The organism is Pseudomonas sp. R4-34-07 (assembly GCF_003852375.1).
GTDB lineage: Bacteria > Pseudomonadota > Gammaproteobacteria > Pseudomonadales > Pseudomonadaceae > Aquipseudomonas.
This window is the reverse complement of the sequence record NZ_CP027760.1, coordinates 5655555-5669996: the sequence shown is the minus strand read 5'-3', so window position 1 is coordinate 5669996 and position 14442 is coordinate 5655555. Positions and strand designations below refer to the sequence as shown.

15 protein-coding genes are annotated in these 14442 nt (G+C 59.3%); 9 read left to right on the top strand and 6 right to left on the bottom strand.

Going from position 1 to position 14442, the window contains the following annotated elements; genetic code table 11:
• Position 1: 1 nt before the first annotated feature.
• Complete coding sequence (locus C4J85_RS26240) at positions 2–787, bottom strand: transporter substrate-binding domain-containing protein (protein ID WP_124411049.1); 786 nt, start codon at positions 785–787, stop codon at positions 2–4.
• A gap of 254 nt (positions 788–1041) precedes the next feature.
• Here C4J85_RS26240 and C4J85_RS26235 point away from each other — a divergent pair, with 254 nt between their 5' ends.
• The 7 genes from C4J85_RS26235 (at position 1042) to C4J85_RS26205 (ending at position 9106) form a co-directional block, all read left to right on the top strand.
• On the top strand, positions 1042–1737 hold the full coding sequence (locus C4J85_RS26235) for a FadR/GntR family transcriptional regulator (RefSeq protein ID WP_124411048.1): 696 nt from the start codon (positions 1042–1044) through the stop codon (positions 1735–1737).
• 120 nt (positions 1738–1857) lie between these two features.
• A complete protein-coding gene (gene trxA, locus C4J85_RS26230; RefSeq protein WP_124364909.1) occupies positions 1858–2187 on the top strand; it encodes a thioredoxin TrxA in 330 nt (109 codons plus the stop codon).
• Positions 2188–2421: 234 nt separating this feature from the next.
• Positions 2422–3681, top strand: a complete 1260-nt coding sequence (gene rho, locus C4J85_RS26225) for a transcription termination factor Rho (RefSeq protein ID WP_003176825.1) — start codon at positions 2422–2424, stop codon at positions 3679–3681.
• Between the two features lie 156 nt (positions 3682–3837).
• Entirely contained in the window at positions 3838–5820 is a 1983-nt protein-coding gene (locus C4J85_RS26220; protein ID WP_124411047.1) for an acyltransferase family protein, read from the top strand.
• A gap of 59 nt (positions 5821–5879) precedes the next feature.
• The gene (gene ubiD / locus C4J85_RS26215; protein WP_124368770.1) at positions 5880–7346 is read left to right on the top strand and encodes a 4-hydroxy-3-polyprenylbenzoate decarboxylase; all 1467 of its coding nucleotides are present in this window, start codon (positions 5880–5882) and stop codon (positions 7344–7346) included.
• Complete coding sequence (locus C4J85_RS26210) at positions 7346–8314, top strand: CDP-6-deoxy-delta-3,4-glucoseen reductase (protein ID WP_124411046.1); 969 nt, start codon at positions 7346–7348, stop codon at positions 8312–8314. The genes ubiD and C4J85_RS26210 overlap by 1 nt, the downstream gene beginning before the upstream one ends.
• 138 nt (positions 8315–8452) lie before the next feature.
• Complete coding sequence (locus C4J85_RS26205; RefSeq protein WP_124364902.1) at positions 8453–9106, top strand: gamma-glutamylcyclotransferase; 654 nt, start codon at positions 8453–8455, stop codon at positions 9104–9106.
• On the opposite strand, the gene glpT is transcribed toward C4J85_RS26205, so the two are convergent.
• Both glpT and C4J85_RS26195 read right to left on the bottom strand, forming a co-directional pair.
• Positions 9103–10440, bottom strand: a complete 1338-nt coding sequence (gene glpT, locus C4J85_RS26200) for a glycerol-3-phosphate transporter (RefSeq protein ID WP_124368768.1) — start codon at positions 10438–10440, stop codon at positions 9103–9105. The two genes, C4J85_RS26205 and glpT, sit on opposite strands and share 4 nt — an antisense overlap.
• Before the next feature lie 295 nt (positions 10441–10735).
• Positions 10736–11713, bottom strand: a complete 978-nt coding sequence (locus C4J85_RS26195) for an NADPH:quinone oxidoreductase family protein (RefSeq protein ID WP_124368767.1) — start codon at positions 11711–11713, stop codon at positions 10736–10738.
• Positions 11714–11863: 150 nt separating this feature from the next.
• On the opposite strand from C4J85_RS26195, the gene C4J85_RS26190 reads away from it, so the two are divergent.
• The gene (locus tag C4J85_RS26190) at positions 11864–12271 is read left to right on the top strand and encodes a flagellar basal body-associated protein FliL (protein WP_124411045.1); all 408 of its coding nucleotides are present in this window, start codon (positions 11864–11866) and stop codon (positions 12269–12271) included.
• A 72-nt stretch (positions 12272–12343) separates the two neighbouring features.
• Here the strand turns inward: C4J85_RS26190 and C4J85_RS26185 are convergent, their stop codons facing one another.
• Both C4J85_RS26185 and C4J85_RS26180 read right to left on the bottom strand, forming a co-directional pair.
• Positions 12344–12784: a hypothetical protein gene (locus tag C4J85_RS26185; protein ID WP_124411044.1), complete on the bottom strand. Its 441-nt coding sequence runs from the start codon at positions 12782–12784 to the stop codon at positions 12344–12346.
• A 180-nt stretch (positions 12785–12964) separates the two neighbouring features.
• Positions 12965–13414 carry an EVE domain-containing protein gene (locus C4J85_RS26180; protein ID WP_124411043.1) on the bottom strand — a complete coding sequence of 150 codons (450 nt, stop codon included), beginning with the start codon at positions 13412–13414 and terminating at the stop codon, positions 12965–12967.
• A 194-nt stretch (positions 13415–13608) separates the two neighbouring features.
• On the opposite strand from C4J85_RS26180, the gene C4J85_RS27555 reads away from it, so the two are divergent.
• Positions 13609–13755 carry a hypothetical protein gene (locus C4J85_RS27555; RefSeq protein ID WP_015886446.1) on the top strand — a complete coding sequence of 49 codons (147 nt, stop codon included), beginning with the start codon at positions 13609–13611 and terminating at the stop codon, positions 13753–13755.
• Positions 13756–13762: 7 nt separating this feature from the next.
• Here the strand turns inward: C4J85_RS27555 and C4J85_RS26175 are convergent, their stop codons facing one another.
• A complete protein-coding gene (locus tag C4J85_RS26175; protein ID WP_124411234.1) occupies positions 13763–14392 on the bottom strand; it encodes a 5-formyltetrahydrofolate cyclo-ligase in 630 nt (209 codons plus the stop codon).
• Between the last annotated feature and the right edge of the window lie 50 nt (positions 14393–14442).

Here is a 14442-nt window from a genome sequence, read left to right as displayed (position 1 = left end):
GTCACAGATCAGCCGGCAGCGGCTCTTTGAGCCACTGCATAGCGTTCTTTTCCAGGCTGCCATCAGCCTTCGCCGCGACCAGTATCTGGTTGACCCTCTCTAGCAATGCCGGCTCGTTCTTGTTCACACCCACGTACACCGGGGAGTCCTTGAGCTTCACCTTCAGCGCCGGTACGCGTTTCGGGTTGCGCTCGCTGATCGCCACCATCACCACGTTGCCGCTGGCGATCAGGTCGACCTGGCCGGCCAGGTAGGCGGCGATAGTCGAATTGTTGTCTTCAAAGCGCTTGATGGTCGCCTCTTTGGGCGCGACAGCCGTCAGCTCGATGTCCTCGATGGCGCCACGGGTCACGCTGATGGTCTTGCCCTTGAGGTCGTCGGTGGTGCTGATCGCCGCGTCAGGCGGGCCGAACACGGCGAGGTAGAAAGGCGCGTAGGCCTTGGAGAAATCGATAACTTTTTCGCGTTCGGGGTTCTTGCCCAGGCTGGAGATCACCAGGTCGACCTTGCCGGTGGTGAGGAAGGGGATGCGGTTGGTGCTATTGACCGGAGTCAGCTCCAGCTTGACCTTGAGCTGGTCGGCCAGCAGCTTGGCGGTGTCGATGTCCAGGCCGCGGGGTTTCATGTCGGGGCCCACCGAACCGAACGGCGGGAAGTCCTGCGGCACGGCGACCTTGAGGGTGCCTCGGGCAACAATGTCGTCCAAACCGTTGGCCTGGGCGGGTGCCTGGCTCAGCATCAGGCTGGCAAACAGGGCAGTGAGCAGGGCGCTGTAGCGCTTGGTCATGGCAACTCTCCGAGAAGGGCGAAGGAATTTTCTGAGTTTGCCCAGTGCACAGCCCATGCCAGCGCTCATTGAATTGTCTGTAAGGCACGGATCCGTTGGGGTGGGATGGTCTTACTGGTCTGAACAGTCATTAAGCTTTTCGCACCCTTTTCGAGCGCCGTAAAAACCCCGCGAGCCCCTTTGGGGCGTGGCTTGCCGGCAGGCGTGAATAGCTTTACAACTAGCCGCTCAGTTGACTGGAACCTTGAGTTTTTATGAATTCCATCGCCCAAGCCGTACCGGAAGCGGCCCTGCAGGCCATCCGCAAACTGATCAAGGAGCAGGGCTTCGGGCCGGGCGATGCATTGCCCTCGCAACGCGATCTGGCGGTGCGTTTGGGCGTGAGCCGGGCATCGTTGCGTGAGGCGTTATCGTCCTTGAGCGCCTTGGGTGTGGTGAGTGTGCAGCCGGGCAAGGGCGTGTTTGTGCAGGCGCCGGACCCACCGTCCGAACTCGCCTGGCCGTTTGCGGCGCAGGCCACGCCGCTGGAGATCTTCCAGTTGCGTTACGCCCTGGAAGGGTTCGCGGCAGGGTTGGCGGCGGTCACATTGACCACCGACGAGCTCGACAGCCTGGAAGACAATGTCGAGGCGATGCGCAAGGTGCTCAAAGCGGGTGACTTTGAAGCTGCCGCCCGGCTGGACTTCAAGTTTCACCAGCACATCCTGCTGGCCAGCGGCAACCAGGCGATGGTGAGCATTCTGAGCGCCAGCGCCGATGTATTCCTGGAAAGCCAGAAACTACCGTTCATCCGGCCAGAGCGCGCCATGGAAACCTGGCAGGAGCATCGCAGGATTTTGCGTGCCCTGGCCCGGCGCACCAGTGCGGCAGCGCAGAAAACCATGCAGGAACATGTACGTAATGCTGCATTGCGCACGGGTATTGCCTTCGTCACACCTGTCGCGCCATGAACCGGCGATATGCAAAGTCATGCGTCGCCATAGCAAGACTCAATCAGAGGCGGCTTCCTGAACGGGGGAAGGGCGGCTATGATGGGCAACGTTTTTTTTGCTTACATTCCGGAGACATCCATGAGCAACGATCTTATCAAGCACGTCACCGACGCGACCTTTGAGGCCGAAGTACTCAAGGCTGCCGGCCCGGTGCTGGTTGACTACTGGGCCGAATGGTGCGGCCCTTGCAAAATGATCGCTCCGGTCCTGGACGACATTGCAACCACTTATGACGGCAAGTTGACCATTGCCAAGCTGAACATCGACGAGAACCAGGAAACCCCGGCCAAGCACGGCGTGCGTGGTATTCCGACGTTGATGCTGTTCAAGAACGGCAACGTCGAAGCCACTAAAGTAGGCGCGCTGTCGAAGTCCCAGCTGCAAGCCTTCCTCGACGCCAACATCTAAGCGTCGCCAAAAAAGCCCCGAAAATCTCGGGGCTTTTTCGTAAAACAGGGCTAGACGCTCCGAAATTCAGGTGGTACATTCGGCCCCGCACTGGTTTCTCCACTGCCCCCTGCAAGCCGTCGCCGACGCATTCCTTTTCGATTAGTACGCGATCCTGTCGCCTTCTCTGCGGCGCGGCCTCATTAAGCCAAAAGCTTAATTTCCCCCCTCCATAAATGATTACGTCATTCCTATATGAATCTGACTGAACTCAAGCAAAAGCCGATTACCGACCTGCTCCAACTGGCCGAAGAAATGGGCATAGAAAATATGGCCCGTTCGCGCAAGCAGGACGTGATTTTCTCCCTGCTCAAGAAGCACGCGAAAAGCGGCGAGGAAATCTCCGGTGATGGCGTGCTGGAGATTCTCCAGGACGGCTTCGGCTTCCTCCGCTCCGCAGACGCTTCCTATCTTGCCGGCCCAGACGATATCTACGTCTCGCCAAGCCAGATCCGTCGCTTCAACTTGCGCACCGGCGACACCATCGTGGGCAAGATCCGCCCTCCGAAGGAAGGCGAGCGTTACTTCGCTCTGCTCAAGGTCGACACGATCAACTTCGATCGCCCAGAGAACGCGAAAAACAAGATTCTCTTCGAGAACCTGACCCCGCTGTTCCCGACCGTGCGCATGAAGATGGAAGCCGGTAACGGTTCCACCGAAGACTTGACCGGCCGTGTGATCGACCTGTGCGCCCCCATCGGCAAGGGCCAGCGTGGCCTGATCGTTGCGCCGCCGAAAGCCGGTAAAACGATCATGCTGCAAAACATTGCAGCGAACATTGCGCGTAACAATCCTGAAGTTCACCTGATCGTACTGTTGATCGATGAGCGTCCGGAAGAAGTGACCGAAATGCAGCGCACCGTGCGTGGCGAAGTGGTTGCCTCGACGTTCGATGAGCCGCCAACCCGCCACGTGCAGGTGGCTGAAATGGTGATCGAGAAGGCCAAGCGCCTGGTCGAACACAAGAAAGACGTGGTGATCCTGCTCGACTCCATCACCCGTCTGGCCCGTGCCTACAACACTGTGATCCCGAGCTCCGGCAAGGTGCTGACCGGTGGTGTCGATGCCCACGCCCTGGAGAAGCCAAAGCGTTTCTTCGGCGCCGCGCGCAACATCGAAGAAGGCGGCTCGCTGACCATTATCGCCACCGCGCTGGTTGAAACCGGCTCGAAGATGGACGAAGTGATCTACGAAGAGTTCAAGGGTACCGGCAACATGGAGCTGCCCCTGGACCGTCGTATCGCTGAAAAGCGTGTGTTCCCGGCCATCAACATCAACCGCTCCGGCACGCGCCGCGAAGAGTTGCTGACTGCCGACGACGAACTGCAGCGCATGTGGATCCTGCGCAAGCTGCTGCACCCGATGGACGAAGTGGCCGCCATCGAGTTCCTGATCGACAAGCTGAAAACCACCAAGACCAACGACGAGTTCTTCCTGTCGATGAAGCGCAAGTAAAACCGCGTTTCAGGTCCGAAAAATGGCGCCCCAATGGGGGCGCCATTTTTTTGCGTCGAGATTCATCGGGTTTTATGGCATAAGTGTCCGTTAAGTAACAAAAATTGTACGCGCGACTACGCTCACTCCTTTCGTCACAGACTGACCACAATTCTTATGACCACTCTTGCTTACCGCAGAGACATCGATGGCCTGCGTGCCATCGCTGTCCTCGCCGTCGTGTTGTTTCACTTCGGTGTTCCTGGCCTTACCGGCGGTTTCGTTGGCGTTGACGTCTTCTTCGTTATTTCCGGTTTTCTGATCACGTCCATTATCTGGCGCGAGCGCCAGGCCGGACGCTTCAGTTTCATTGATTTCTGGGCCCGTCGCGCACGGCGCATCCTGCCGGCGCTGTTTGTAATGATTGCAGCGACACTGGCGGTGGGCTGGTTCCTGTTGGCGCCCAAGGACTATGAGGAGTTGGGGCGGTCGGCGCACTATCAGGTGACCTTTACCTCAAATTTGCTGTTCGCGCGTCAACATGGCTACTTCGATGCGTCCTCTGACATCAAGCCTCTGCTGCATACCTGGTCGCTAGCGGTAGAAGAGCAGTTCTATATTGTTTTCCCGCTGCTGCTCACGTTGCTTTCAAGCCGCCTGAAGCACTGGCGCCTGGCGCTGTTCGCGGTGTTGCTGGGCTCTTTTGGCATGAGTGTCTGGGCGGTTGAGCATGAGCCGCAGAAAGCGTTCTTCCTGCTGCACCTGCGTGCCTGGGAATTGCTGGCCGGCGCGATGCTGGCGGTGCTGCCCAAATACGAGTGGCGCGCCTCGCCCGCCCTGGCGCAGGGTGTCAGCCTGGCCTCCCTGGCACTGATTCTGATCGCCGTATTCGGTTACGACGCGAAAACCCCTTTCCCCGGCGCGACCGCGCTATTGCCGGTGCTGGGTGTCGTCGGGCTGATCTGGGCCAACGGGCAGCAACACACCTGGGTCGGGCGCCTGTTGAGTACGCGGCTGATGGTCGGTATCGGGCTGATTTCCTATTCCTGGTACCTGTGGCATTGGCCGGTGTTCGTGTACGCCAACTATGCTGCGGTGGATGGCTTGAGCACTCTGGAGTTGGCCGGGTTGATGCTGCTCTCGTTGCTGCTGGGCTACTTGTCCTGGCGCTTCGTGGAAACGCCGTTTCGTGAAAAACGCTTGTTGGCCGCCCGCAAGGCAATTCTGGCGGCAGCCGTGGTCGGCATCCTGGGGCTGGGCTTTACGGGCCTTGCGATACGCGAATTCGACGGTGTGCCTTCACGGTTGTCCGAACAGGCGTTGCGTTTTGCCCAGGCGAAGAAGTGGAGCCCGGAGCTGCTGGCGTGCATGGCTGACAAAGACACGCCCGACGAGCGGTTGTTCTGCCATTTCGGTCCGCCAACCCAGTCCGTCTCGGCGCTGGTATGGGGTGACAGCCATGCCACCGCGCTGATTCCGGCACTCAAAGAGGGCGCTGATCGCCACGATATCAGCCTGGTTGAAGCCAGCTTCGCGGGCTGTATTCCGTTGGATGGCCTGGAGAATATTGCCCGGTGCGCGCATTTCAACCGTCGCGTCGAGAAAGCGATGGCCGAGAAAAAATTCAGCGATGTGGTGCTGGCGGCGCGCTGGAGCCTGTATGTCTATGGGCAAATGTCGGGCGACAAAGAGCATGCGCTCAAGGACCCCAGCACCGGCAAGTATGTGCGTGCGGTCGCCGAGCAGCGCTTTGCCCAGGGCATGCGCGAGCGCATCCAGGCGCTGCGCGCTGCCGGGCATAAGGTCTGGCTGGTCAAGGAGGTGCCGCTGCAGGAAATCATCGTGCCTTACCGCCTCAGTCGCCTGGCAATGATGAACCGACCGGTGGACGGTGAAGGGCTTGCCGTGGCCGAGCATGTGAAGCGCCAGGCCTTTATTACCCAGCTGTTTGACGAGCTGGCGGCGGCCGACAGCGGTGTCAGGGTGCTGGACCCCGCGCCCTTGCTGTGCGGCACCGACGGCTTGTGCCGGGTGGAACTCAATGGCCGCGCACTGTACACCGACGATAACCACCTTTCCGACGTAGGCGCGCGGCACATCGAGGCCTTCCTGGAGCCGTTGTTCAGATCGCTGCAATCACGGGGGTTGACGGCCAATTAAGCTGCCAGCCGCCTCTAGAGCAGGTAGGATGTACGCCTATTTTACGGGTGGCATGGTTAATGAAATTCAAGGATCTTCGGGATTTCGTGCAGCAACTTGAGCAGCGCGGAGAGTTGAAACGTATCCAGATGCCGATTTCACCGGTACTGGAAATGACTGAGATTTGCGACCGCACCTTGCGCAACAAGGGTCCGGCGCTGCTGTTCGAGAACCCGACCGGCTTTGACATCCCGGTGCTCGGCAACCTGTTCGGCACCCCCGAACGCGTCGCCTTTGGCATGGGCGCCGAGGCGGTCAGCGAGCTGCGCGAGATCGGCAAGCTGCTGGCCTTCCTCAAGGAGCCCGAGCCGCCCAAAGGCTTGAAGGACGCTTGGTCGAAGCTGCCGATCTTTCGCAAGATCATTGCCATGGCGCCCAAGGTGGTCAAGGACGCGGTGTGCCAGGAAGTGGTCATCGAAGGCGATGACGTCGACCTGGCCATGCTCCCGGTGCAGACCTGCTGGCCCGGCGATGTCGGCCCGCTGATCACCTGGGGCCTGACCGTCACCAAGGGCCCGAACAAGGACCGCCAGAACCTCGGCATCTACCGCCAGCAAGTGATCGGCCGCAATAAGGTGATCATGCGCTGGCTGAGCCACCGTGGCGGCGCCCTGGACTTTCGCGAGTGGTGCGAAAAGCATCCGGGCCAGCCGTTCCCGGTGTCCGTGGCCCTCGGCGCCGACCCGGCCACTATCCTGGGCGCCGTGACGCCAGTGCCGGACAGCCTGTCCGAATACGCCTTTGCCGGCCTGCTGCGTGGCAACCGCACCGAATTGGTGAAATGCCGTGGTAATGACCTGCAAGTGCCGGCCACCGCCGAAATCATCCTCGAGGGTGTGATTCACCCCGGTGAGATGGCCGATGAAGGGCCTTACGGTGACCACACGGGTTATTACAACGAAGTCGACAGTTTTCCGGTGTTCACCGTCGAGCGCATCACCCATCGGATCAAACCGATCTACCACAGTACCTACACCGGCCGGCCACCAGACGAGCCGGCCATTCTCGGCGTGGCGCTGAACGAAGTGTTCGTGCCGATCCTGCAAAAGCAGTTTCCGGAAATCACCGACTTCTACCTGCCGCCGGAAGGTTGCTCGTACCGCATGGCCATCGTCACCATGAAGAAGTCGTATCCGGGCCATGCCAAGCGGGTAATGCTGGGCGTGTGGTCGTTTTTACGACAATTCATGTACACCAAGTTCGTTATCGTCACCGACGACGACATCAACGCCCGCGACTGGAATGACGTGATCTGGGCCATTACCACGCGCATGGACCCCAAGCGCGACACGGTAATGATCGACAACACGCCCATCGATTACCTCGATTTTGCCTCGCCGGTTTCAGGCCTTGGGTCGAAAATGGGCCTGGATGCCACTCACAAATGGCCGGGCGAAACTACCCGCGAGTGGGGCCGGGTGATCGTCAAGGATGACGCAGTGACTGCTCGCGTCGATGCAATCTGGAAAGAATTGGGAATAGATTGATGCGTGTAACCTTGCAACCTTCCGGCGCGGTCCTGGAACTGGACCCTGGCGAACGAATTCTCGATGGCGCGCGCCGCCTGGGCTACGAATGCCCCCAGGCCTGTCGCAACGGCGTCTGCCACGTGTGCGCGGCGCTGCTGGTGGAGGGCCGGGTGCAGCAGGCGGGTGAGGTGCGTGACCATGGTGAGTTCTACACCTGCATCGCCGAGCCGCTGGAAGATTGCATTGTATTGTGGGATGGCGTGCTGGCGCCGGGAGAACTGCCGTTGCGCAAGTTGTCATGCCAATTGAGCGAATGCGTGGAAGTCGGCGGCGATGTGTGGCGCGTGCGCCTGCGGGCTCCTGCAGGCAAGGCCGTGCGTTACCACGCCGGGCAATACCTGATGATCGAGCGTGAGAACGGCGAGAAGTCGGCGTTTTCCCTGGCGTCGGCGCCTCACTGTGGACGCGAGCTGGAACTGCACGTACTGGCCCGCGAAGACAGCGCACGCAACCTGTTGGACCAGCTCCAGCGCAATCAGATGGCCCGCATCGAACTGCCGTTCGGTGACACTCACCTGGCGGAGCTGCCGGACGGGCCGCTGGTGCTGATCGCCGCCGGTACCGGCATGGCTCAGATGCACAGCCTGATCGAGCATTGCCGGGCGTCCGGCTTCAAGCACCCGGTGCACTTGTACTGGGGCGTGCGTCGCCCGGAAGATTTCTACGAGATCGAGCACTGGGATCAGTGGCGGCAACTGCCCAACCTGTTCCTGCACAAAGTCGTCAGTGACCTGTGCGGCTGGGAAGGACGTTGCGGGTTGCTGCATGAAGCCGTGTGCGAAGACATTGCCGACCTTAAGGCCGTGCATGTATACGCCAGTGGATCCCCGGCGATGATCTACGGCACGCTGGATGCGTTGGTCGACGCCGGTATGGATGCGCACCAGATGCGCGCTGACGTGTTTGCCTACGCCCCACGGCCCTGAGCAGATCAAATCCGGCAGCACCATTGCGCCGCCAATCTCGCCTACAGCACTTTTTCGCCGTACGGTTACAGCGGCGCGTTTTATTACGGTAAAGTCGCTTACAACTGGTAATACATAGGAGGCGTACCGCTTTTCGCCATGACCGCCATTGAAACCGATCTTTTGCAGTTGGCTTACCCTCCGCGGCTCGACTTGGGGCCGCAACTCACTCACGAACAATTGATGAGCTCGATGCAGGCCACCATGGCTCGGCACAAGGGTGGGCCGGTCTGGCTATTTGCATATGGTTCGCTGATCTGGCGCCCGGAATGTTCATCCACCGAGCGGGTACGGGCGCGGGTCCATGGTTATCATCGGGGCTTGTACTTGTGGTCGCATGAGCACCGGGGTACGCCGGAGCTGCCGGGTTTGGTGTTCGGGCTGGATCGGGGCGGCTCGTGCAGCGGGTTTGCTTACCGCTTGCCGGAAGATCAGTTGGAGGCTTCGCTCTATGCGTTGTGGCAACGCGAAATGCCTTACCCGTCCTATCGACCGCACTGGCTCAGTTGCCGGCTGGAAGATGGCAGCCAGGTACAGGCGTTGGGGTTTGTGCTGGAGCGGCACTTGCCCAGCTATGCCGGTAACTTGCCCGATATTGTGCTCAATCATGTGCTGCAAAGCGCTTGCGGGCGTTACGGCACCACTCGCGATTATGTCGAACAGACCGTGAACGCCCTGCGTAGCCACGCCATGCCAGATAAAAACCTGGAGGCGCGGCTCAAGCGTTGTGCAAAGGATTGCTCAGGCGGTTAACGCGCCGAGCTGACACTGTTGGTGTGCCACAGCGTTGGGATCAGAAAGGCAATCGCCAGGACGCACGCGCCGATCAACAGCACGAAACCGCCGTCCCAACCGAAGTGGTCCACCGTGTAGCCCATCGCCGCACTCGCGGCCACCGAACCACCCAGGTAGCCGAACAGGCCGGTGAAGCCCGCAGCCGTACCGGCGGCTTTCTTCGGTGCCAGTTCCAGCGCCTGCAGGCCGATCAGCATCACCGGGCCGTAGATCAGGAAGCCGATGGAGACCAGCGCGATCATGTCGACCGTTGGATTGCCCGGCGGGTTAAGCCAGTAAACCAGGGTCGCCACGGTCACCAGCGCCATGAACACGATGCCGGTCAGGCCACGATTGCCACGGAAGATCTTGTCCGACATCCAGCCACACAGCAGCGTGCCCGGGATACCGGCCCACTCGTAGAAGAAATACGCCCACGACGACTTGTCGACCGTGAAATGCTTGGCTTCTTTCAAGTAGGTCGGCGCCCAGTCCAGTACGCCGTAGCGCAGCAAGTAGACGAACACGTTGGCGAACGCGATGTACCACAGCATTTTGTTGCGCAGCACGTACTTGACGAAGATTTCCTTGGCGCTGAATTCGTCTTCGTGGCTGGCGTCGTAGCCTTCCGGGTAGTCGTTCTTGTACTTTTCGATGGGCGGCAGGCCCACCGATTGCGGGGTGTCACGCATGGTGATGAAGGCAAACGCCGCCACTGCCAGCGCCACCGTGGCGGGCACATAAAATGCCGCATGCCAGTCGTTGAACCAGGCCATGCCTAAGAGGAACAGCGGGCCGATCAGGCCGCCGCCGACGTTGTGCGCCACGTTCCACACCGACACCACGCCGCCGCGTTCCTTCTGCGACCACCAGTGCACCATGGTCCGCCCACTCGGCGGCCAGCCCATGCCCTGGGCCCAACCGTTGATGAACAGCAAAATGAACATCATGGTCACGCTGGACGTTGCCCAAGGCGCGAAACCGAAAATGAACATCACCCCCGCTGAAACCAGCAGGCCGAAGGGCAAGAAGTAGCGCGGATTGGAGCGGTCGGACACCAGGCCCATGAGGAACTTGGACAGGCCGTAGGCAATTGCGATGGCCGACATCGCCAGGCCCAGTTCCCCACGGGTGTAACCCTCGTCGATCAGGTAGGGCATGGCCAGGGAGAAGTTTTTGCGCAGCAGGTAGTAGCCAGCGTAACCGAAGAAAATACCGGCGAAGATCTGCCAGCGCAGCCGTCGGTAGGTCGTGTCTATTTTTTCTTCAGGCAGGGGCGCCTGATGTGCGGCAGGTCGAAAGAAAGCAAACATTCAAGAGCTCCAGATTTCTTGTTTTGACTGCGGATGCGAATGTTACAGTTTCGTTACCGAAAATAGCATTGCCTCTTATCTGCAAACACAGGAAATCAAAGCAATTGCATGTTCTCTTATGAACATGTCGCGAATAGATAAGGTGTGGTCGTAAGTGGATTCTGCAGGCGCTGGAGATCCAAATGTGGGAGGGGGCTTGCCCCCGATAGCGGTGGTTCAGTCAACATATGTGTCAACTGATCCACTGCAATCGGGGGCAAGCCCCCTCCCACATTGTTCGCATTTCAACTGGCTATCAGCGGGTCTGAACGACCACCTTACCCACCGCCTTGCGCTGCCCGAGATCATTGATCGCCTGGGCCGCCTGCGCCAGCGGATACACCTGCGACACCAACGGCTTCAACTTGCCCTCGCCATACCAGGTGAACAACTGCTGAAAATTCGCCGCATTGTCCTGGGGCTGACGCTGGGCAAACGAACCCCAGAACACCCCCACCACCGCCGCGCCCTTGAGCAGTGCCAGGTTCACCGGCAGTTCCGGGATGCGCCCGCTGGCAAAGCCCACCACCAACAAGCGGCCGTTCCAGGCGATCGAGCGGATGGCCTGGTCAAACAGGTCGCCACCCACGGGATCGTAGATCACATCGGCGCCGTTGCCACCGGTCAGGCGCTTGACCTCGTCCTTGAGGCTGGCTTCGCTGTAGTTGATCAGCTCATCGGCGCCGGCCGCCTTGGCCACCGCGAGCTTGTCGGCGCTGCTGGCGGCGGCGATCACCCGGGCGCCCATGGCCTTGCCGATTTCCACGGCGGCCAGGCCCACGCCACCGGAAGCGCCGAGCACCAACAGGGTTTCGCCAGGTTGCAGGTTGGCCCGCTGTTTCAGCGCGTGCATCGAGGTGCCGTAGGTCATGCTGAAGGCGGCGGCGGTGTTGAAGTCCATGCTCGGCGGAATCGGCAGCACGTTATAGCCCGGCACCGCGACCTGCTCGGCAAAGCTGCCCCAGCCGGTCAGGGCCATCACGCGATCACCGACTTTCAAATGGCTGACCTTCTCCCCGACCTCACTCACCACGCCCGCCGCTTCGCCACCCGGCGAAAACGGGAATGGCGGCTTGAACTGGTACTTGCCTTCGATGATCAGGGTGTCCGGGAAATTCACCCCGGCCGCGTGCACGTCCAGCAGGATTTCGTTCTGCTTGATCGCAGGGCTGGCGATCTCTTCCAGCACCAGGTTTTCGGCGGGGCCGAAGGCTTTGCACAGCACAGCTTTCATCGGACTATTCCTTTTGGCGTCGTGGCCGATAAGTGTAGGAGGGTACGCCCGTGGGTCAACGAGCATGCCCGCGCCTGATAAGCCCCCATAAGCTTGTGCTCAGCCTTGCTAGCGTTATGCTACCCGGCAACCGAATTCGAGGAATGAACTGTGAAAGCGTGGATCCTGTTGATGCTGGCCCTGACCTTGCCGATGGCGGCTCAGGCCGAAGAAGCCAAAGAGGGCGAGGCGCCGAAGGTCAGCTATATCAGCCTGAGCCCGCCGTTCGTGGGTAACTACGGCCTGGATGGCACGGCGAAACTCAAGGTGTTCAAGGCTGACATCGCCCTGCGCGTGACCGGGTCCGAAGCCGCTGCGGCGGTGAAGGCAAACGACGCCTTGATCCGTAACCAGTTGGTGGCGCTGTTTACCCAGCAGACCAACGAAGCCATGAGCAGTGTTGAGGGTAAGGAAAAGCTGCGTCAAGAAGCGTTGAAACAAACCCAGCAAGTGATGAATGATGAAACCGGCAAGCCGATGGTGGAAGACTTGCTGTTCAACAACTTGATCATTCAATAAGTCCGAAAAAGCGGACTTTCAAGGGTTTTGGGAGGCCAGCAACTTAGTTGCTGGCTGTAGTGTAGTCAGGAGCTAATTGGCAATCAGTCTTAATATTTTTGTATCTGTTCTCCATACCCCCTCAGGCGCGTCGAAGACAAAGTAAAACTTGAAGTCCATTGCTGTGTTCGCTGTTTGGTAGCTTGTTGACGAACCCCAGAAGTGCCATTGGCCATCCTGTGGAGGGACGACAGTCAATGTAGGGCCGTTTACGGCCATGGCGCTGATTTCGAAGCGCGGGTTTTTCCCCGTTACCGCACCTCGCTCGAACTGATACCTGCGCGCATGGATCGTGTAAATATTATTTATCCACGTGTATTCAACCTCGATAGAGCCTTTATATCCATGTAATGGGTACGCCCCCGTCACTATCGTTATTCCTTTGGTGTTATCCGAGTGGATCTTAATCTCTATTTTTTCTATGGCGGCAGCTTCATTCGAGTCATTTCTATCTGAGTCTGATAAGTCAGCCATTTTCGCTCTCCTGGTAGTGTGAATGCGATAAATCCGTGTTCAGTGGTTATCATTCACTTTGGAGAAAATGTTGACTACTGTCATAAATGACAGTTGGTTATGCTGAATTTTGATAACTGTTTCTTTTTTTATAACGGGTACTTTTATGATGTTAGATGAATGCCCAATGGCATCGGACAGCTAAAGCAGTTGACGAATGGCCGCCCACTGCTCCGACGTGACCGGCATCACCGAAAGCCGGCTGCCCTTCTGCACCAGTGGCAACTCGACGAGCGTGGCTTGCTGTTTCAAGTGACTCAGGCCAAGTACCTTGGGGAAGGTTTTGACGTGGGCCACGGTGATCGCACTCCACGGGTTTTTCTCCGCGCTGGCCTTGGTGTCGAAATAATGGCTGTCCGGTTCCAGCGCGGTGGGGTCGGGGTAGGCGGGCTGGGTAATTTTGCCGATACCGGCAATGCCGGGCTCCGGGCAACTGGAGTGATAGAAGAAAAACTCATCGCCCACCGCCATGGCGCGCAGGAAATTGCGCGCCTGGTAGTTGCGAACCCCGTCCCAGCGCGTTTCGCCGAGCTTTTCCAGGTCGTTGATGGAGAGCTCGTCGGGCTCGGATTTCATCAGCCAGTAGGCCATTTCGGGACTCCTGAGAAAGGCATTGGGCAAGTTGTCGGGCAATGCCATGACAAACCGACAGTCGGTTGGCGTCAAGGTTTGCGTGTTGGTTCACGTTACCGCAGAATGCCGGCTTTTAAGCTTGGTGCAGCTGCAACGGACTACTTTGGAACGTTGTTGTCATCGTGTACGAGGTGCCTGAAGGGGGGCAATCGATGCAACGTAAACCGGATTTACTATGGATTTTGGTAATTTTGTTTGGTCTGGGCGTCGTGACCACCGGGTATGCCCAGAGCCTGTGGTCGAACAAGACCGATGCGCCGGTCGAACTCTCGCCTGTGCAACAGCAATTCAAGCGTTAACACGGTTTTAACCGCGTCGCGGTTCCAGCGACGTTTCTGCGACAAACCATTGCTTATCGGTGACAGTGCCCGCCAGCGGCACGTCCCAGCTCGCCTGCGCCAGGCGATCGACTTGCTGACATTCATGGGCCAGCCCCAGCAGCGTCGGCTTGCGCCAGGTTTTTCGCCTGGCAAGGTAGGCCAGGCTGCGGTCATAGAATCCGCCCCCCATGCCTAATCGCCCACCCTCGTTATCGAACCCCACCAGCGGCAGCAGTACCAGGTCCAGCGTCCACACCTTGCGTTGGCACCGGGCATTGGCCCGTGGCTCCAGAATGCGAAAGCGGTTGGGCAACAACTTATCCCCAGGCCGCACGCGTTGGAACACCATCTTGGTACGTGGCCACGCACTCAGTACGGGCAGGTAAGTGGCCTTGCCCTGGCGCTGGGCAGCGCGCAGCAGCAGACGCGGATCGATTTCGCCGTCCGTCGGTAGATATAAGGAAATATGTTTGGCCCGGCGAAACAGCGGGTGCTGTGCCAGTTGCCGATACAGGCCGCAGGCGGCCTGGCGCTGCTCGCGGGGCGTGAGGGCGCGGCGGGCTTTGCGCAACATGCGTCGAAGTTGCGGACGGGAAAGCGGCGCAGGTTCGGTCATGGCTTTTCGGCTCATAAAACAATGCCAGTCCTGGGACTGGCATTGAGTTT